We start from the raw sequence: 21,703 nt of genomic DNA, 5'->3' as shown, positions 1-21,703 counted from the left end.
TTAGTAAAATGAAAATTAAATTAAAAAGCAACACTAAATTTACTTTGTAATGACTAAGATTGCTAATAATAAAACAATTTTTGATGACGATTTTTTGCTTCAGTCGCAAATGGCAAAATCATTATATCATAATTATTCTAAGCATCTTCCAATTATAGATTATCATAATCATTTACCTCCCGAGGCTGTTGCAAATGACCATCAATTTGAAAATTGTTCCCAAGTTTGGTTATCGGGAGATCATTATAAATGGCGTGCAATGCGAACTTTGGGGATAGATGAAAATTATATTACAGGGAATGCGACAGATAAAGAAAAATTCCAGAAATGGGGGGAGGCTGTACCGTATACCCTGCGTAATCCTCTATACCACTGGAGTCATTTAGAACTAAAGCGCTATTATGGTATTGATGAATTACTTACTGGCGAAAATGCTAATGCTATATATGATGAAACGAAACGTCAGTTACAGCAAAAGTCTCACAGTACAAGAGGTTTGTTGGAAATGCAAAATGTAGAAGTGATATGTACAACCGAAGATCCATTAGACGATTTAAAACATCATAAAAAATTACATAATCAAGATGTTTCCTTACGTATGTCCACCGCATTCCGACCAGATAAGGCTTTTGCTGTTGAAGATACACACGCATTTCTTCTATATGTAGAACAATTAGAACAAGTATCGGCTGTTTCTATTTCCAATTTTTATGATTTACTAGAAGCGCTAGAAAAAAGAGTAGATTATTTTCATGATAATGGTTGTCGTCTATCCGACCATGGTCTAGAATTGCTTCCTTATTTTGAAACAGGAGTTTTTGATATAGCTAAAATCTTTTCAAAGATTAAAAGAAATATGGCCCTTTCTCAAGATGAAATCGATTATTTTAAATGCGAAACGCTAAAATACCTATGTAAAGAATACCATAAAAGAGGATGGGTACAACAATTTCATTTAGGGGCATTACGTAGTGTTAATTCTAGAATGTTACAACTAAGAGGGCGTGATTCTGGTTGGGATTCTATTGGAGATTTTCCACAATCGCGTTCGTTGGGCCAGTTCTTAAATTATCTAGACCGTACCAATCAACTAACCAAAACAATTCTTTATAATTTAAACCCGGCAGATAATGAGTTAATGGCAACCATGATAGGGAATTTTAATGATGGAAGTATTAAGGGAAAAATTCAGTTTGGTTCAGGATGGTGGTTTTTAGACCAAAAGGATGGTATGGAAAAGCAAATGAACGCTTTATCTAATATGGGATTGTTGAGTTGTTTTGTGGGTATGTTAACTGATTCGAGAAGTTTTATGTCCTTTCCTAGGCATGAATATTTTAGGAGAGTGTTATGTAATCTTTTAGGTAATGATGTAATGAACGGGGAATTACCGGCGGATGAAAAATGGCTAGGTAAAATTATTCAGGATATATCTTATTACAATGCTAAAGAATATTTTAAAATTTAGGTTAAACAAGATCACTATATAAATCAAATTAATGTTTATGAAAAATATAAAATTTAACAAAGGTTATTTATTATCTATTTCTATGGTTTCTGCCATGGGGGGCTTGCTCTTTGGTTACGATTGGGTAGTTATTGGTGGTGCAAAACCATTTTATGAACGTTTTTTTGATATTACCGAGTCAGCAAACTTACAAGCATGGGCCATGAGTTCTGCTTTAATAGGATGCATTTTAGGCGCTGTGATTTCTGGTGTGATCAGCGATAAGTTAGGTAGAAAACGTCCTTTGTTATTAGCGGCATTGTTGTTTACCATTTCAGCTTTTGGAACTGGTATTTCAGAAACTTATGAAGGCTTTATCATATATAGAGTCATTGGAGGTTTAGGAATTGGATTGGCATCGGCACTATCGCCCATGTATATTGCAGAAGTTTCTCCATCTCAGTTTAGAGGGAGGTTTGTTTCTTTGAACCAAATGACTATTGTGATAGGAATATTAGCAGCTCAAGTAGTTAATATTCTTATTGCAGAGGATGTTCCTGTAGATGTAACGGATGAGTATATTCGAGCTTCATGGAATGGAACTATTGGATGGAGATGGATGTTTTGGGCAGAGTTAGTACCTGCAATTGCCTTTTTTGTTTTTACCTTTTTTGTTCCTGAAAGTCCACGTTGGTTAATGAAAGCCGATCAAAAAGAAAAAGCATATCCTACCTTAGAGAAAATAGGGGGAGAGATTTATGCTAAAATGGAAATAGAAAATATACAAGCTACTTTGAATGATGTTGCTCAGAAGGTTGACTTTCAAGCATTGTTTCACCCTAAGTACCGAATGGTATTGGTATTAGGAATTGTGTTGGCTGTTTTTCAACAATGGTGTGGAATTAATATTATTTTTAATTATGCCGATGAAATTTTTACAGCCGCTGGTTATGGTGTTAGTGATACCCTTTTTAATATTGTAATTACAGGAAGTGTAAACTTAGTATTTACTTTGGTAGCCATGTTTACAGTAGACAAATGGGGACGTAAAAAATTAATGTTATTAGGTTCTTTAGGGTTGGCTATTACCTATCTTCTTTTAGGTAGTGCCTTTTATTTTGAGTTAAAAGGAATTGCCGTATTGTCTTTAGTTGTGATTGGTATTGGTGTTTATGCCATGTCTTTAGCACCTATTACTTGGGTGATTTTATCAGAGATATTTCCAAATAGAATTAGAGGAGGAGCCATGGCTGTTGCTACGTTTTCTTTGTGGATTGCTTGTTTTGTTCTTACTTATACCTTCCCTCTTTTAAATAAAGGATTTGGAGCAGCGGGTACTTTTTGGGTATATGCAGTTATATGCACACTAGGTTTCTTATTTATCCGTAAAAATCTTCCAGAAACCAAAGGGAAAAGTTTAGAAGAAATTGAAAAAGAATTGGTGAAATAATATCTGTGTTGGAATTTAAATTAAATCATAATTATTTAAACATTTTGAAGAATAGTAATTTTTTGTTTCTATTTATATTGTTTTTAGCTTCCATAAAGAGCTTAACGGCACAATCAAAAATAGACCTAGCAGGAGAGTGGCAATTTGCAATAGATGTTAATGATAAAGGCATTCCAGAGGAATGGTTTACAAAACGATTGGCTGATACAATTTATTTGCCAGGTTCTATGGCTACCAACGGCAAAGGGGATGAGGTCACTGTGAATACCAAGTTTACTGGACAGATTATTGATAGTTCTTTTTATAAAAATCCTGAATATGCTAAATACAGAGTTGCCGGAAACGTAAAGATTCCTTTTTGGTTACAAGCTGTAAAATATTATGTTGGTGCAGCATGGTATCAAAAAGAAGTGGTAATACCTACGAACTGGAAAAATCAAAGCATTGAACTTTTTCTGGAACGCTGTCATTGGGAAACCCGCTTATGGGTTGATGATAAGGAAATAGGAATTCGTAACTCATTAGGTACACCGCACATTTACAAATTAATAGATGTATTAACTCCTGGGAAACACCGTATAACAATTTGTGTTGATAACCGTACCAAATCAATAGATCCCGGTATAAACTCACATAGTATTTCAGATCATACTCAAAGCAATTGGAACGGTATGGTGGGTAAGCTTTATCTGGAAGCAAAACCATTAGTGAAAATTAAAAATATACAGCTATTTCCAGATATTCACAAGAAAACAGTAGTAGCGAAGATAAAGTTAGAAAATTCGGCAAAAGAGAAGCAAAAGGCAATTATTGCTTTGAGTGCATCAGGCGCAAATGAAGTTCCTACTAAAAATCTGAATGTAACAGTTGCTGTAGGTCTGGATTCACTGGTTGTAGAATATCCTATGGGGGATAATGTGAAATTATGGAGTGAGTTTCATCCCAATATCTACAACTTGAAAGCTGAAATTTCCACAAAAAAATCAAATGATATTTACGAAACTACCTTTGGAATGCGTGAAATAAAGGCGGTTGGCAAACAACTTCAGATTAATGGTAAACCACTTTTTTTGAGAGGAACATTGGAATGCGCTATTTTTCCTAAAACAGGTTTTCCGTCAACAGATAAGGCAGAATGGCTTCGTATTTTCAATGTAGCCCGTTCACACGGATTGAATCATTTTCGTTTTCATTCATGGTGTCCTCCAGAAGCTGCTTTTGAGGCTGCGGATCAATTAGGGTTTTATCTCCAAGTGGAATGTTCTTCGTGGGCAAACCAGTCTACAACTATTGGTGATGGAAAGCCTTTTGATGCCTATTTGTATGAAGAAAGTAAGCGAATGGTTGAAGCTTACGGGAATCATCCTTCCTTTTGTATGCTGGTTTATGGCAATGAGCCAGGAGGATCCAATCAAAATAAATTTTTATCGTCTTTTGTGAGTTTTTGGAAAGAAAGAGATTCAAGACGCATTTATACCTCTGGTGCGGGATGGCCTAATTTACCTGTTAATGATTATTTGAGCGATTCAGAACCAAGAATACAGCATTGGAATCAAGGTTTGAAAAGCATCATTAATTCGCAAGCTCCATCAGCTAATTTTGATTGGAGTTCCTTTACCAATAAATTTACTCAGCCTATGGTTAGTCACGAAATAGGGCAGTGGTGTGTGTATCCTAATTTCAAGGAAATTGCAAAATATGATGGCGTATTGAAAGCGAATAATTTTGAAATTTTTCAGGAAACATTAAAAGAGCATGGCATGGGAGAATTGTCGGATAGTTTTTTACAGGCATCTGGTAAATTGCAGGCTCTTTGCTATAAAGCAGATATTGAAGCAGCATTGCGTACCAAGGATTTTGGAGGTTTTCAATTACTCGATTTGCATGATTTCCCTGGACAGGGAACAGCACTTGTAGGTGTACTGGATAGTTTTTGGGAAGAGAAAGGATATATTTCGCCTAAAGAATACAGTCGTTTTTGTAATTCCACTGTGCCACTGGTTCGTTTAAAAAAACATATTTATACTAATGATGAGCTACTTTCGACAACTGTTGAAGTTGCCCATTATGGCGATCAGCCAATGACTGAAGTTATTCCAAGTTGGAAAATCAGTAATGTAGCTGGAGAAACAGTTTTCTCAGGCAATCTGCCTCAGACTACTATTGAATTAGGGAATTGTATGATATTGGGAAAAATTTCAGTAGCTCTTTCTTCTATACAAAAGGCTGAAAAATTAATTCTGGAAGTTACAGTAGGTTCTTTTTCTAATAGCTGGGATATTTGGGTATATCCTGCAAAAAAAGCAGCTATCATTGACTCAGAAAAAATAAAACTAGTTTCCTCTATTGATGCCCAGACTCAAAAATATCTTGAAAATGGAGGTTCAGTATTATTAACCCTTAAAAAAGGTACATTAAAGTCAGAATATGGTGGTGAAATTGGAATCGGTTTTTCCAGTATTTTTTGGAATACGGCCTGGACTGAAGGACAAAAACCTCATACTTTGGGTATTTTGTGTGATCCGAATCACAAGGCATTAGCTGTGTTTCCAACCGAATTTCATAGTAATTGGCAATGGTGGGATGCGATGACACATTCCAATCCTATTATGCTTACTTCAATTTCTTCTGAAATAAAACCTTTGGTTAGGGTAATCGATGATTGGGTTACTAATCGTTCATTAGCTCTATTGTTCGAAGTAAAAGTGGGTAAAGGAAAGTTACTTGTATCCGGAATTGATTTCAATCAAGATATAGAAAAACGTCTGGAAGCACAGTAATTACTCTATAGCTTGAAAAAGTATATGGCAAGTGTAGATTTTGATCCAACAGTTACAGTTGGTATAGAAGCTATAAAAAAACTGACTGATAAATAATTTAAAAAAATAAAATGATGAGTGTTAAAGCTTGGCAAGAGGAGGTAGTTATCCCTACATACGAAATCGGGAAAGCCGAAAAAAACCCTATTTTTCTAGAAAAACGTGTATATCAGGGAAGTAGCGGAGTAGTTTATCCGTATCCTGTGGTAGAGAAAATTGAAGATGAAAAAAAAAATAAAAGCTATCAGGCAGTTTATTTGGAAAATGAATATATCAAGGTGATGATTTTACCTGAACTGGGTGGTCGTGTGCAAATGGCTTATGATAAGATCAAACAACGCCATTTTATTTATTACAATCAGGTGATTAAGCCGGCTTTGGTAGGATTGACAGGTCCTTGGATTTCGGGCGGAATCGAATTCAACTGGCCACAACACCACCGACCTAGTACTTTTTTACCAGTCGACCATACCATTGAAAATAATGAAGATGGAAGTATTACTGTCTGGGTAAGCGAAAATGAAAAAATGTTTCAACAAAAAGGGATGGCTGGATTTACTTTACATCCTGGAAAAGCTTATTTGGAAATTAAAGGAAAATTATACAATCCAACACCAGTACCACAGACTTTTTTATGGTGGGCCAACCCTGCCGTTGCGGTAAATGAAGATTATCAATCGGTATTTCCTCCTGATGTACATGCTGTTTTTGACCATGGAAAAAGAGATGTGTCCACTTTTCCAATTGCCACGGGAACTTATTATAAAGTGGATTACTCAGAGGGCGTAGATATTTCTAACTATAAAAATATTCCTGTTCCTACATCTTATATGGCTATTAATTCAGAATTCAATTTTGTAGGAGGTTATGAAAATGATACCCAAGCGGGCGTGTTGCATGTTGCTAATCATCACATATCGCCAGGAAAGAAACAATGGACCTGGGGAAATGGTGATTTTGGAAAAGCGTGGGATAGAAATTTAACCGACGAGGATGGACCATATATAGAATTAATGGCAGGTGTTTTTACTGATAATCAACCAGATTTTTCATGGATGCAACCTTATGAAGAAAAAACATTTACCCAGTATTTCTTACCATATCGTGAGTTAGGTGTGGTTAAAAATGCTACTCAAGATGTATTATTAAACATTCATAAAAAGGATGATAAAGCCATTTTACAGGTGTTTGTAACCTCTTTACAAAAAAAGATGAGAATTGTTTTGGAAGGTTATTTTGAGGAAACCTTGGATTTGAGTCCTGAGCAAGTTTATGAACGAAGAGTAACTATAGGAGACGTAGATCTCATTAATTTAGTCCTAGCCGTTTATGCTGAAAATGGAAGAGAATTATTGAGTATTAAGACAGAAGAACAAGAAGGAAAAGAAACGCCAGAAGCAGCCAAAGCAGCATTCTCTCCAGAGGAGACCGAGACTTGTGAACAATTGTATTTAACCGGTTTACATTTAGAGCAGTACAGACATGCCACTTATATTGCTACCGATTATTATTTAGAAGCTTTAAAACGTGACCCATCAGATGTTAGAAATAATAATGCCATGGGACTTTGGTTATTGCGTAGAGGAAAGTTTACAGAGGCAGAAAATTATTTTAAAGAGGCCATTAAAACCCAATTACAACGCAATCCAAATCCATATGATGGAGAACCTCATTATAATTTAGGATTGTCTTTACAATACCAAGGAAAACATAAAGAAGCGTATGATGCTTTTTACAAATCATGCTGGAACGCTGCCATGCAAGATGCGGGTTACTTTGGATGTGCTCAAATTTCATGTGTCAATAATAATTTTACAGAAGCTTTATACGAAGTAGAAAAATCTTTAATTCGTAACTGGCACAACCATAAAGCTAGAACTTTAAAAACTGCTATTTTAAGAAAATTAGGAAGAGAACAAGAAGCCTTGACTTTAATCAATGATTCTATAAAAATAGATTTGTTCAATTTTGGATGTAGATTTGAATCTTATTTAATTACAAAAGAAGCTACAGTATTAAAAGAAATGCACCAAGTAATGCGAGGAGAAATCCACAATTATGAAGTGGTTGCTTTAGATTATATTGCTGCAGGAATGTATGATGAAGCTGTTCTGTTATTAGAAGCTGGAACAAAAGTTTGTCCAACAACTCCAATGACTTATTACTATATGGGTTGGGCATTGCGTTTGGCAAATAAAGATAGTATAACTATATTTAAAATGGCAGCCGATCATGCACCGGAATATTGTTTTCCAAACCGTTTAGAAGCTATTTTGGCTTTAAAAGCGGCTCAGGAATTAAATACAAATGATGCCAAAGCTCCTTATTATTTAGGAAATCTGTGGTATGACAAACGTCAATATAAAGAAGCCATTGCTTGTTGGGAAAAATCGGTAAGCATTGATGGTACATTTCCAACGGTTCATAGAAACTTATCATTGGCTTATTTTAATAAATTACAACGAGAAGAAAAGGCACTTCCTACTTTAGAAAAAGCTTTTGAATTGGATACTACAGATGCACGTATTCTCATGGAATTAGATCAGTTGTATAAGCGTTTGTGTAAACCTTTTTCAGAACGATTTGCCTTTTTAGAGAAACACATAGATTTGGTTTTACAACGTGACGATGTCTATTTAGAATACGCAACATTATGCAATCAATTAGGAAAATACACCAAAGCTATTGAGTTGATTGATCAAAGAATCTTCCATCCTTGGGAAGGAGGAGAAGGAAAGGTTCCTACACAATATCAAATAGCAAGGGTAGAGTTAGCCAAACAATTGTTAGCTGATAAAAAAGAAGAGGAAGCTATTGAATTGTTAGAGCAATGTTTAATATATCCCGATAATTTAGGGGAAGGTAAATTATCAGGAGCACAAGAAAATGATTTCCTTTATTGGTTAGGATGTGCTCATGAAAGTTTAGGAAACATAGAAAAAGCTTGTCATTATTGGGAATTAGCCAAAGACGGAGATACTGAACCTGCTGCTGCTATTTTTTATAACGATCAAAAACCAGATAAAATATTTTATCAAGGATTGGCATTGCTTAAGCTAGGTAGAAAAGAGGAAGCAGCACAACGTTTTAATGCATTGATTGCCTTTGGAGAAAAGCATATGGATGAAATCATCAAGTTAGATTATTTCGCGGTATCCCTGCCAGATTTATTGATTTGGGATGATGATTTAACGTTCCGTAACAAAATTCACTGTCACTACATGTTAGGATTAGGGTATTATGGATTAGGCGACGCCTCTAAAGCAATACCTCATTTAGAACAGGCTGCTAAAATGGATGTCAACCATCAAGGAGTACAGGTGCATTTATCCTTCATGGTAAACACAAAAAAAGAGATGATATGAGGGTAAGAAAAGATTTAACTTCAAATAATACGATGCTTAAATTGATTTGTATCCTAGTAATAAGTGCAAATCAATTTTTGAATGCCCAATCAAATAATATAAAAAATGACCAATTTTGGAATACGATAGACGGTAAGCCTATTTACAGTCAAGGTGGAGGAATTTTTAAATTTAATGATCCCAAAGATGGCGTTGAAAAATATTATTGGTATGGTGCTTTTTATAAAGAAGCTGAATTGTACCGTAAAGATCCATCTGTAACACAAATTACAGATAATTTTGTAGCCGTTACTTGTTATACGTCCACAGATTTAGTGAATTGGAGTTTTGAGAATAATGTGTTAGATAGAAAGGAAGTAAATAAACATGCTGATGATACCAGGTGGATGGGAAGATTAGGGGTGGCTTTTATTAAGGAAATCAACCAATATGCTATGTTTATTCAGCATAATGTAGGTGTTTTAATAGCCGTATCAGATACTCCCACAGGACCATTTAAATGGCATCAACGTTTAGATATGACAGAAACAATTGGTACCCCAAACACGGGAGATCAAACTGTTTTTACAGATGAAGATACTGGAAAATCCTATCTTGTTTACTCATATGGTAGAGGTAGGCACAAAATATATGTTTCTGAAATTGGAATAAAAAATGGAAAGGTAGATTTAATAGATTGCACTCAGGTTTACAGAGGAACAGGGCGAGAAGGAAACTGTATGTTTAAGTTAAATGGTAAATATTATATATTTGCATCAAATCTTTATGGTTGGGACGCTTCACTTGCTTATTATTTGGTAGCCGATGATATTAGAGGACCTTATTTACCAACTAACGAAATGTTGGTTACAGAAGGTGCTTCAGAAGATTATGCACATATTACGCAAACAGGATTTTTTGTAAAAGTAAATGGTACAGAAAAAGAAACGGTTGTGTATTGTGGGGATCGTTGGTCTAATTTTGCCGGAAATGGACTCGGATATAACCAATGGATTCCACTTTCGTTTGAAGGAGATGTGCCTTACTTTAATTCACTTAATTCTTGGAATTTAAACGAGAAAACTGGAACATGGCAAGTGGCAAAAGATAATGATTTTGTAAAAAATGGAAGTTTTGAAGCTGATAGAAAAGCTATTCCTAGTCCAGTTAAACCTGTGCAAACCGAATTAACGGGTTGGACAACAAATGTGCTGAAAGGAAATAAAATTAAAAATGATAAGCATTCTCCAGTCTTAAACTATTTTAATACAGAATATGATAGAAAGACAGTTATTGGAGAAAAAAGTTTAAACATTAGTGATATGGTTGATTTTAAACGAAAAGTTACTCAAACCATTAGTTCCTCACCTTATGTAGAATTATCAGATGGAGAATATACCTTAACCGCTAAAGTAAAAAACAGTAAAGGTTTTAAGTCTTTAGAGATGTATGCATTAAGTAGTTGTGAAAAGAATAGCTATCAAATTGAACAAGAAAATGCTACTTGGAAAACAATAAGTATAAACAATATTGTTGTTAAAGATGGAAAAGTAGAAATAGGGTTTATGGCAGATGGAGTTGCAAAGGCTAATTGTCAAATAGATGATGTGTCATTTGTTAAAAACAACAACTAATATTTTTATTGATTTTTTAATATATTTTAAAACGCTTTTTTGTGTCAATATCTCATGAAAATTTAGTTCAATTATCACCTCACTTGTCTATTAAAAGAGAAAAATGGGGTTGTGTTGATGGTAAAGATGTATGGTTATATCATTTAACAAATTTAAATGGTATAACTATAAGCATAACCAATTATGGAGGTATTGTAACGAGCATTTTGACACCTGATTTTAGCGGAGAATTTGAAAATATTGTATTAGGTTTTGATCACTTAGAACAATATCAAAAAGAGAATACGCCTTATATGGGAGCAATTATTGGGCGTTATGCTAATAGAATATCAAATGCGAGTTTTGTGTTAGATGAAAAAAAATATCATTTAGCCAATAATGATTATCCTAACCATATTCACGGCGGTAAAAAAGGTTTTGATAAAGTGGTTTGGGAGGCTTCAGATATGTCAACAAATAATAGTGTGGCCTTAGTTCTTCAGTATTTAAGTAAAGATATGGAGGAGGGCTATCCAGGGAATCTTAATGTTAAAGTGATATTTGAATTAGATAATAATAATGAATTTAAGATTTCTTATGAAGCTAAAACGGATCAACCAACCGTAGTTAATTTAACGCATCATGGTTACTTTAATTTAACGGGGAACAAAGAAAATATTTTGGATCATGAGGTAACTATTTTTGCAGACTATATAACAAAAACAAATGCTGAATGGATTCCAACTGGTGACATAGTTCCCGTTGCTAATACGGATTTTGATTTTACCTCACCTCGAAAAATTAAAGAAAGGATTCATAACCTTCCCAATGGATATAACGTGAATTTTGTGATTCGAAAAGAAGATGATAAAAAATTAACAAAAGCAGCTTCTGTTTTCGATTCAAACTCAGGTAGGGTTTTAGAAGTGTTTACTACAGAACCTGGTTTACAGTTATATACAGGAGACTATTTAGATGGTTCTATTAAGGGAAGTAAAAACGTTGTATTAAATAAAAATATGGGCTTGTGTCTAGAAGCACAACATTTTCCAGACTCACCAAATAAATACAATTTTCCTTCAACAACATTAAAGCCAGGAGAAAACTATAACCAAATTACCATATATAAATTTTTTTTAAAAAAATGAGTGGATTTTAATTAAAGCCCTAGTATGTTTAGGGTTCATAAATAAGGCCGGCCATAAATTGTGCGCAATATGGCTATAAAACTACAAAAATTGGCTATACGGGCTGGCATTAGTATCTTAATTTTGCTTTTCTATCATTAAATGTCTGATTAAATGGTAACGTGTTATTGAAGAAGTAGGTTAATTACTATATATATGGTAGATTGGAACAAAGTGATTTTTTTTTTGTTTTTTAGGTCTCCCAGATAAAAGAACGGTAGCTTAAACCAAACATTCAGTTAATAATTAAAAAATAATAAAGATTCTGTGAATAAAATTGTAACTAAGAAGAGGGTTGTTAGCTTTATTGCAAGTGGGGTTTTAACTTTCACGTGCATGGAGATGCCTGCCCAGATGATTTCAAAATCATTTGAAATGAGAGCGTTTTCAAAATCCTTGGCGACCGATGGGGAAACAGATTTTAAAGGAAAAACAGAAACTTTTACTACCAAAGAAAGGGTTGCTTTTTTAAATGATTATGCAAACTATGGCAAACTATTTTGGGATGATAAAAAGCTCAATAAGGAAGTTTATCCTCTTGAAAATGCCCAAAAGTTATTAAAAAACCTAAAACCACGCCCTGTTTCAAAAGTTAGAAATAGATTGTTAACTGATGAATGGCTATATAAAGGTTATAAAGCTAATAAAGAAATTAAAGAAGCAGAGGAGCTCAACAAATGGAAATCTACGGAAGATATCCAAATTGAAAATTCTGAACTCGTTTTTGTTAAGGAAGGTGAGTTGACAAGGGCTGTTGATACTCAAAATTGGCGTTGTAGATTTGAAGTTGATATTGACTTGTTTCAGTCTAAAAGCTTTAGTCTTTCATTAGATAATTGTGCCGAAATAGGGAAAGATACTTCAGGGAAATACTATTATGTTGTTAATGGAAAGAAAGTTTATTTTACACCTAAAAGCAATGCTTCAGGATTGATTCCTGTTAAAATCGATTTGGATTTCACGACCCATCGCTATAATCTTTACATAGAAGATCGGTTAATTGCAGATTATACAGCTTTTTCAGACAGTACACAAAATGCTTTTTCTACTCTGGTTATTAAGGGGCAAAAAGGTTTAAAAATAGATAATATTCTTGGTATAGGTTATAAAAAATTAGATGCGGATGCTCATTATCCATTTGAAATCAATACGTTTATAGATGAAGATTTTTCTGTATCTAAAGCTATTGGAGACTGGAATAGTTTGGCTTATGATGACTCAGATTGGCAGAGTAATAAGCTTCCAGTAGTCCATGGAGGGGAACGTTATAAGGGAGAAGATCTTTACCTCCGAAAAACCATCAATATTAAAAATATCAAGGAGTATAAGACGGCAAATCTTTATATAGAATCTTTAACACCTTCAGGAATTGTTTATGTTAATGGAGTGACCGTAGAGGTCATCCATGATGCTGGTCCTGTAAATATTGATATTAGTAAATATTTAAGGTCTGGTAATAATTTAATTGCCATAAAAGTAGATGCTTACCAGGTTGCTCCAGACCAGATTATGACACATACCTCTACAGATGTACATACTGGTTGGTTTGCGGGAAGAATTCACCTAGACTTGTTAAAAAATGCATATATAAAAGATGTGTTTACCTATACAGATTCTATATCTGATACCCAAGCAGAACAAATAATAAAAGTTACCTATCGTAATTTAAATGAAGATAGATTTAAAGGGAAATTACGTATAAGCATGGCTCCATGGTTCCCAAATGAAGGAAATGTAGTTGCTTTTAAAGAAATATCGCTAAATGCCATACCTATTGATAAACTTAATATAACTAAGTTAATTATTGAAAATGCAAAGCTATGGACCGCTGATGATCCACAGTTATATCTTGTGAAAACCGAGTTGTTAAACGAAAAGGGAGAGGTAATAGACGATTATGTTGTAACTACGGGAATAAGAACTATATCACAACAAGGCGGAACCTTTCAAATAAATAACAAGCCAGAATTTTTAAAAGCACCATTGTTATTTGGGAATAGAGCGCCTCTTGAAAAAATTGCCCAGTGGGACAAATGTCCTCCTTTAGAGTACCTTGTCCAAGAAATGATGATGGTGAAGAACATGAATGGCAACGGTATTCGTATGAGTGTTCATGATTCGAAAACCGGAGGGATAAATGATCCGCGTATTGCAGAATTGGCAGATCAACTGGGGTTGATGCTCATCTGGCAAACTTCTGCATGGATCAGACAAGGAAATGTGTTTAACATTGATTTTGAACGTTTTCAAGCAGATGCCAAAGTTGTAAGAAATCATCCGTCTATAATTATTTGGCAATCGGCAAACCACCCCTATTCTTGGTATGGTTGGGAGGGAATTACAACTACCTATAAAAAAATATACGAACCCATCGTAGCTATAGATTCCTCCCGGCTTATCTCTCCTAGTGCTGATATGAGAATCATGTACGATATTCCAAATGATGAGGGAACCAAGGATAATTCCGGTAATATTTTAACCCCTGATCCAATTTGGACCGCTCCACTTATAACAAGGGGTAGCATGGACTATATTGGTGGTTATGGCGCTGAATGGACCACATTACGTAAATGGCCTTTCTTGGAAAAAGACGAACGACCACTTTATTATGAAACCAACGAATTTCAAACCAGCTTTCTCAATAGTAGGGATAGGGCGTATTTTAACTTTGAACAAGATGAATCTATAGGACAACCCAATTGGAGTCTTTCAAAGGGAAAACCGTGGTATCATGTTCCTTCATACGAATGGGATTATGATATTGGAAGTATAGGTAGGCGTTTAGAATTTAATGAGTGGGAAGCAAGTCAGGCTTGGCAAGCACTTATTGCCTATGAAACACTTAAGAAAAACAGACTGATGGATTATGACGGCATTAGCTGGTGCAATCTACGTGGAGGACCAAATACCGCTACGTATCAAAAACCATTAATTGATTATTTAGGGTTCGCAAAGTTAGCTTATCACTCACATAATATGGGATTTCAGGATATTGTGGCCGGAAGTGACAATGTGGATGTTGTTTATGGGCCCAATGATATGATAACTCCGGTAATCATGAATATTGGAGAAGCTAGAAAAGTAAATTTAACAGTTCAACTAAAAACCCCAAATGGAAAAATTGTAGAAACTAAGAAATTTTCTAATATATCATTAGAGCAGGGAAGAAGCATAAATAAATTAAAACCATTTAGATTTTCATCTAAAAGAACAGGAAACTATGTTGTTGAATATATTGTTTATGAATCTAAGTAATTTCAGGTTTTAAAAAGTTAAAAAAATAATTCTAATAATAAATATAAATATATGAAATCAAATCAAAGTTTTAGATTATCCCTTTTTGTATTGCTGTTGTGTTACTATGGATCATTAAACATGGATGCTCAAGACACATATGAAATAAATATTGATCAACCACAAAAAGAAATCATAAGAGGGCATCTTGATTTAGGAGGAAAAAGTGCTGATGGAGAAGAGATTTCTGTAAATAATTTTTATATAGAACGAAACGGTAAACCGTTTATTCCAATTATTGGAGAATTTCATTACTCTAGATTTCCACAAGACTATTGGGAAGAGGAACTTTTGAAAATGAAATCGGGAGGAATTAATGTAGTTGCAACTTATGTCTTTTGGAATATTCATGAAAGAGAAGAGGGTAAATTTGATTGGAGTGGAGATTTAAATCTTAAAAAATTTTTAGAATTAGCAGAAAAACATGATATAGATGTTATTGTTAGAATGGGGCCATTTTGTCATGGAGAAATGCGAAATGGAGGGATGCCAGATTGGCTCTATGGAAGAACTTTTGAAGTAAGAAGTAATGATCCGGAATATTTAAAATATGTCGATGTTTTGTATGGAGAAATTGCGAATCAAATAAAAGATCATTTGTTTAAAGATGGAGGAGCAGTAGTAGGTGTTCAGTTAGAAAACGAGTACCAACACACTTCAGCTCCATGGGAATTTACTTACCCTGGAAGTGAAAAGGAATATACCGTAGCAGATTTAGATGCTGATTTGAGTCATGAACAGATTACGGTTACGGATGGAAAAAATCCAAGATGGGAGTATGGTAAAAAACACATGCAAAACCTGAAAGAAATTGCCAAAAGACATGGTATAGATGTTCCATTATATACTGCAACGGGTTGGGGAAATGCTACCATTGTAGAAAAAGGGAGTTTACCTGTAACGGCAGGTTATGCGTATCCGTTTTGGACTGAGCCAAATGCTTCAAAATTTTATCTATTTAAGGATATTCGTAAAAGTCCAGATTATGGTGCAGTAAGTTATAATACAGATCTATACCCATCTATCCCAGCAGAAATAGGACCTGGGATTCAAGCGAAGTTTTCACGTAGACCAATTGTGCCTTATGAAAGTGTAAACCCTTTGATGGTTAGAATATTAGGTAGTGGTTCTAATGGGATTGGATATTATATGTATCACGGTGGTTCTACTCCTCAGTTTAATGGTAAATATTATAATGAAGAAGTAAATGGGCTTCCACGTATTAACTATGATTTTCAGGCTCCTTTAGGGCAATACGGTCAGGTGCGTTATCATTACAAACATTTAAGAATGCTTCATCAGTTTGTAAATGCTTATGGAGAAACATTGGCTCCCATGCAAACAATTCTTCCAGAAACCAATACTTCAATCACTCCAGAGAACAATGAAACTTTACGATATGCAGTGCGTTCAAATGGGAATTCTGGCTTTTTGTTTTTAATTAATTTTCAAGATGACATAGCTATAAATGATATTAATAATGTAAATATTAAGGTACAAACAGGTAGTGAAACCATTTCTTTTCCATCAAAAGGAGTATTTAACATCCTTAAAAATACAAGTGCTATTTTACCTTTTAATTTAAAGCTTGATGAAGTAACTATAAAATCTGCTACAGTTCAACCATTAACGGTGTTGCATAATAATGATAGTAAACATTATATTTTTAGTGCTATAAATGGAATAGATGCTGAGTTAAGTTTTACTAAGGATACAAAAATCTCAAAATTGAAGAACGCTTCAGTTGTTTCTGTTGACGGATTAAAATTAGTAAAAGCCAAAGGAAATGAACCGATTTCATTCACAGCCAACGGTGAAAATATGGTTGTTTTACCACAAGACATGGCTATTAATGCCTTAAAAATTGGTGAAGCATTATATGTTTCTGATGCTTTAATTGTAGAAGATCAAAACAAGCTTCAAATTACAAGTCAAAATACAGATAATATATTACATGTTTTTCCTGATATAAAATTGAGTATTGATGATGAAGTAACAAGTTTTAAAAAGCAAAAATCTATATTTAATGGTTTCGGAACCTATAAATTAACTTTTGAAGAGGTAAAACCAGCAGTTAAAATTACTAAAGTAAGTGATAGAAAATATGCCTTAACGTTAGATTCTGATATTTCTAAATTAAACGATGTCTTTGTAAATGTTGATTATGTAGGAGATAGAGGTTTGGCTTTTATTGATGGAGAAATGATTAACGATCATTTTTATCAAGAAAGAAAATGGGAAATTAGCTTGAAAGGTTTTGCTTCAAAATTAAAAAACAATGAAATGGTATTTGTCTTCCATCCAATGTATGATAATTATACCTATTTAAAAGATTTAAATAACTTACCAAAGTTTGAAGATGGTAAATACTTAAAAATAAATGGGTTTGAAGTTGTTTCGGAATACAAAACAAGTATAAATCTTAAATAATTATAAAAATGAAATCTGTAAAAAAACAGATATGATATTATTAAAACCGTTACATATGATCAATAAAAGTATTTATGCTTGTCTGCTTTTGCTGGGATTGTTCACCTTGAGCAGTTTTAGTAATGATGAAATTGATTTAAAAGGAATTTGGCATTTTGAAATAGATAGAAATGATAAAGGTATAACTGAAAAATGGTACCACCGCAATTTATCGGATGAAATACAACTACCTGGTTCAATGGCCGAATATTTAAAAGGAGATGATATAACTTTAAAGACGGAATGGACAGGTACTATTTATGATAGTTCTTTTTATTACACTCCGCGATTAGAAAAATACCGTCAACCAGGTAACATACACATCCCCTTTTGGTTAACACCTGTAAAACATTATGTAGGAGCCGCTTGGTATCAAAAGGAAGTGGATATCCCAAAAAACTGGTCAAAAAAGCGTGTCATTCTTCATTTAGAAAGAACGCATATCGAAACCAGAGTTTGGGTGAATGATAAAGAAGTTGGCATGCAAAATTCGTTGGTCGCTCCTCATCAATATGATTTGAGTCCTTATTTAACGGAGGGAAAACAACGCATCACCATTAGAGTAGACAATAGAGATAAAATTAATGTAGGACCCGATTCTCATAGTATAAGTGATCATACACAAGGGAACTGGAATGGTATTATTGGTAAAATTGCTTTAAAATCATCTCCATTGACTTTTTTAGAAGACATTCAAGTCTATCCTGATGTTGTCAATAAAAAAGCACTTGTAAAAGTTAAAGTGAATAATACCTCTTCAGAAAATTTCAAAGGAGAACTAATCCTTTCGGCAAAAAGTTTTAATTCTGAAAAATCGGATGAAACCAAAAAAATAGTTTCCAAAATAGTGGTTTATGAAGCAGAGCAAAAGGAAATTGAATTGGAGCTGCCTTTTGGAAATGGGATGTTAACTTGGGATGAGTTTGATCCTGCGTTATATCATTTAGAGGTACAATTGGTTTCAAAAAAAAGTAAAGAAACTAAAGAGGTTCAGTTCGGAATGAGATCTTTTAACATTGAAGGAAATAGATTTTTAATTAACGGAAATCCTGTTTTTTTAAGAGGAACTTTAAATAATTGTGAATTTCCGTTAACAGGTTATCCTACGACTACGGTAGAGGCATGGGAGACAATTTTAAAGAAAATAAAATCATTTGGTTTAAATCATGTTCGTTTTCATTCTTGGTGTCCCCCAGAAGCAGCGTTTATTGCTGCTGATAGAGTCGGGTTGTATTTACAACCAGAAGGACCAAGTTGGCCAAACCATGGACCTAAAATAGGAAGGGGGGAGCCTATAGATACCTATTTATATGATGAAACAAAACGTATTGTAAAAAACTTTGGAAATTATGCTTCTTTTACCATGTTGTCTGCTGGGAATGAACCGGCAGGAAACCAAGTGGAGTACCTAAATGATTTTGTGGATTTTTGGAAAGAGAGAGACCCTAGACGTGTTTATACGGGAATGTCCGTAGGAGGGAGTTGGCCAGTAGTTCCAAATGCCGAATTTCAAGTACGAGGTGGTGTCAGAGGATTGAATTGGAAAGATATCAGACCCGAAACGGTGTCTGATTTTACTGAAGGGATTACTCCTTTTAAAGTGCCTTTTGTAGCTCATGAAATTGGTCAGTATTGTGTGTTTCCAAATTTTGATGAAATCAAGAAATATACAGGTGTTTACAAAGCCAAAAACTTCCAAATGTTTCAACAAGATTTGATAGACCATCATATGGGAGATCAGGCAAAAGACTTTTTAAATGCTTCAGGGAAATTACAAGTGTTGAGTTATAAAACGGAAATAGAAAAGATGCTAAGAACTCCTGATTATGCAGGGTTTCAATTGTTAGGATTACAAGATTTCCCTGGACAAGGATCTGCTATTGTGGGTGTGTTGGATGCCTTTTGGCAAGAGAAAGGCTATATAACAGCTAAAGAGTACAGGAGGTTTTGTAACCAAACTGTTCCTTTAGCAAAAATTGAAAAGTTTGTTTATCAGAACAATGAGAAATTTAGTGCAGAGACTGTATTGTTTCATTCAGGAAAAACACCTCTACAAAATGCAATTATTGGTTGGACTATTAAAAACGAAGAAGGAAAAATTTTAAACTCTGATCAATTTGAGCCTAAGACCTATCACAATGGAAATGGAATAGTTGTTGGCAAAATAGATTTTGATTTACATAAAATAAAAAAAGCTTCTAAATTAAATTTAGAAGTCAGTGTTCAAGGAACCGATTTTGTAAATGATTGGGATTTTTGGGTCTATCCAACCGACTTTAAAAAAGGAGCTTCTTCGGTTTATTATACCACAGAGTTAGATACAAAAGCAAAAGAGGTTTTGAAAAATGGAGGAAACGTATTTTTAAATGCTGCTGGTAAAGTAGTAAAAGGAAAAGAAGTACAAATGTACTTTCAGCCAGTGTTTTGGAATACTTCATGGTTTAAAATGAGGCCGCCACATGTTACCGGAATGTTGATTCAGGAAGAAAGTCCTGCTTTTGCAGATTTCCCTACAAGTTATCATAGTGATTTACAATGGTGGGATATTCAGAATAGGGCACAAGTAATGAATCTTGAAGATTTTCCAGCAGATTTCCGTCCATTAATTCAGCCTATAGACACTTGGTTTATGAACAGACGTTTGGCTTTGGTTTTTGAGGCCAAAGTAGGAAATGGAAAAATAATAGTTTCTAGTGCAGATATTTCTTCAAATATAAATAACAAACTTACTAAGTTACAATTGTATCAATCACTTATAACTTATATGGATTCCGATGAATTTCAACCTCAAAATAAATTGGATATGGAAGTGATTGAACACTTATTTAAGACGCCATCAAAGGAAATATTTAATACATATACCAAAGATAGTCCCGATGAATTGAAACCAGATTCAAATCAAAATAAGTAAGGTTTTAATATAGGTTATAATTATAATCATAAAAAGAAGTCAATAGTAATAATCTGAAAATAATGACATTCATAAAAAAAAGTGTAACGTTTATTTTTATAGTAGTTTGTTTTAGTTGCAAAATCACAAAAAACAGTAATGATAAAAAAGAACCCAAAGTAGCGTATTTAGCAGCATATATGAAAGCTAAAGATGAAAAACACATGTATTATGCTATAGCAACAGATACGTTTTTATTTAAAGAAATTAATAACGGTAAACCAATTTTATCTGCATCTTTTGATGATAAATTAATTAGAGATCCTATGGTTTTTCAAGATCAAAATGGCGTTTATCACATGGTGGCAACTGTATCGTGGAAAAACCGCCCATTGACGGTTTGGGATTCAAATGATTTAATTCATTGGGAAAATGAACGTCTTGTTGATGTTGCTCCTAAAAACGCTTCAAAAACTTGGGCTCCAGAGTTGGCTTATGATGAGGAAAATGATTTGTATTTTATTTATTGGACAGCAGAAATTAATAACGAATGGAAAACAGCTTCTATTTATTATGCTACCACTAAGGATTTTATAAAATTCTCAGAACCTAAAGTTTTATACAGTGATGATAATGATGGTATTTTAGATGCCAACATTATCAAAGTAAATGGATTGTATAAATTAATTTATCGTAAAAATGGAATTTGGGTAGCTAGTTCTAAGAATGCTTTGGGACCATATTCAGATTCATATCAACTAACCAAGGAAAATGTTGAAGGACCCTATGCCTTTCATTTAAACAATTCAAATGAATTTGGTATAACATGGGATTACTATAGAGGAAATAATGGATTTGGTTTGTTAATTTCTTCTGACTTTGAAAATTGGAATAGAGTAACCAATCAAAAAAAACCTTATTATAATGAAAATGTTGAGTTTCCTGAAGGTATTCGTCATGGTAGTATAATTGGTATTACTCAAAAAGAACTAGATAGTTTATTAATAGTATTTAAATAATCCATATGTCTTAGATATTTAGTATTGTAGATATTATCAAAAATTCAAATGAACAGTATTTTATCAAAGATTAATAAGTTCTTTCAATTTACCGCAAGCAATTTCAGCAGTAATATCGCGTTGTGGCGACCCGAACATTTCATAGCCTACCATAAATTTTTTAACGCTTGC

11 protein-coding genes are annotated in these 21,703 nt (G+C 33.8%); 10 read left to right on the top strand and 1 reads right to left on the bottom strand.

Annotated elements, in window-relative coordinates; genetic code table 11:
- Nucleotides 1–49 precede the first annotated feature (49 nt).
- The 10 genes from uxaC to ACGK9U_RS14195 all read left to right on the top strand — a co-directional run bounded on the left by uxaC (nucleotide 50) and on the right by ACGK9U_RS14195 (nucleotide 21,532).
- Nucleotides 50–1,468: a glucuronate isomerase gene (gene uxaC, locus ACGK9U_RS14240; RefSeq protein WP_394467101.1), complete on the top strand. Its 1,419-nt coding sequence runs from the start codon at nucleotides 50–52 to the stop codon at nucleotides 1,466–1,468.
- A gap of 37 nt (nucleotides 1,469–1,505) precedes the next feature.
- Nucleotides 1,506–2,897 carry a sugar porter family MFS transporter gene (locus tag ACGK9U_RS14235; protein WP_394467100.1) on the top strand — a complete coding sequence of 464 codons (1,392 nt, stop codon included), beginning with the start codon at nucleotides 1,506–1,508 and terminating at the stop codon, nucleotides 2,895–2,897.
- An 8-nt stretch (nucleotides 2,898–2,905) separates the two neighbouring features.
- On the top strand, nucleotides 2,906–5,677 hold the full coding sequence (locus ACGK9U_RS14230; protein WP_394467099.1) for a sugar-binding domain-containing protein: 2,772 nt from the start codon (nucleotides 2,906–2,908) through the stop codon (nucleotides 5,675–5,677).
- Nucleotides 5,678–5,787: 110 nt separating this feature from the next.
- On the top strand, nucleotides 5,788–9,081 hold the full coding sequence (locus ACGK9U_RS14225) for a DUF5107 domain-containing protein (protein WP_394467097.1): 3,294 nt from the start codon (nucleotides 5,788–5,790) through the stop codon (nucleotides 9,079–9,081).
- Nucleotides 9,078–10,694: a family 43 glycosylhydrolase gene (locus ACGK9U_RS14220; RefSeq protein ID WP_394467095.1), complete on the top strand. Its 1,617-nt coding sequence runs from the start codon at nucleotides 9,078–9,080 to the stop codon at nucleotides 10,692–10,694. Before ACGK9U_RS14225 ends, ACGK9U_RS14220 begins: the two co-directional genes overlap by 4 nt.
- A gap of 41 nt (nucleotides 10,695–10,735) precedes the next feature.
- Nucleotides 10,736–11,821 (top strand): aldose epimerase family protein, encoded by a 1,086-nt coding sequence (locus ACGK9U_RS14215; protein ID WP_394467093.1) that lies wholly within the window; start codon nucleotides 10,736–10,738, stop codon nucleotides 11,819–11,821.
- A 375-nt stretch (nucleotides 11,822–12,196) separates the two neighbouring features.
- Nucleotides 12,197–15,115: a glycoside hydrolase family 2 TIM barrel-domain containing protein gene (locus ACGK9U_RS14210; protein ID WP_394467091.1), complete on the top strand. Its 2,919-nt coding sequence runs from the start codon at nucleotides 12,197–12,199 to the stop codon at nucleotides 15,113–15,115.
- A 51-nt stretch (nucleotides 15,116–15,166) separates the two neighbouring features.
- Nucleotides 15,167–17,584, top strand: coding sequence for a beta-galactosidase (locus tag ACGK9U_RS14205; protein ID WP_394467090.1), 2,418 nt, complete (start codon nucleotides 15,167–15,169; stop codon nucleotides 17,582–17,584).
- Between the two features lie 31 nt (nucleotides 17,585–17,615).
- Nucleotides 17,616–20,534: a sugar-binding domain-containing protein gene (locus tag ACGK9U_RS14200; RefSeq protein WP_394467088.1), complete on the top strand. Its 2,919-nt coding sequence runs from the start codon at nucleotides 17,616–17,618 to the stop codon at nucleotides 20,532–20,534.
- Between the two features lie 62 nt (nucleotides 20,535–20,596).
- Complete coding sequence (locus ACGK9U_RS14195; RefSeq protein WP_394467086.1) at nucleotides 20,597–21,532, top strand: glycoside hydrolase family 43 protein; 936 nt, start codon at nucleotides 20,597–20,599, stop codon at nucleotides 21,530–21,532.
- Nucleotides 21,533–21,595: 63 nt separating this feature from the next.
- Here ACGK9U_RS14195 and ACGK9U_RS14190 read toward each other — a convergent pair.
- A partial coding sequence (locus ACGK9U_RS14190) for a hypothetical protein (RefSeq protein ID WP_394467138.1) occupies nucleotides 21,596–21,703 on the bottom strand: 108 nt, incomplete at its 5' end.

It is taken from the genome of Mariniflexile sp. HNIBRBA6329 (assembly GCF_043558645.1).
GTDB lineage: Bacteria > Bacteroidota > Bacteroidia > Flavobacteriales > Flavobacteriaceae > Mariniflexile.
The sequence above is the reverse complement of the archived record's forward strand: the minus strand, read 5'-3'. Positions and strand labels throughout refer to the sequence as shown.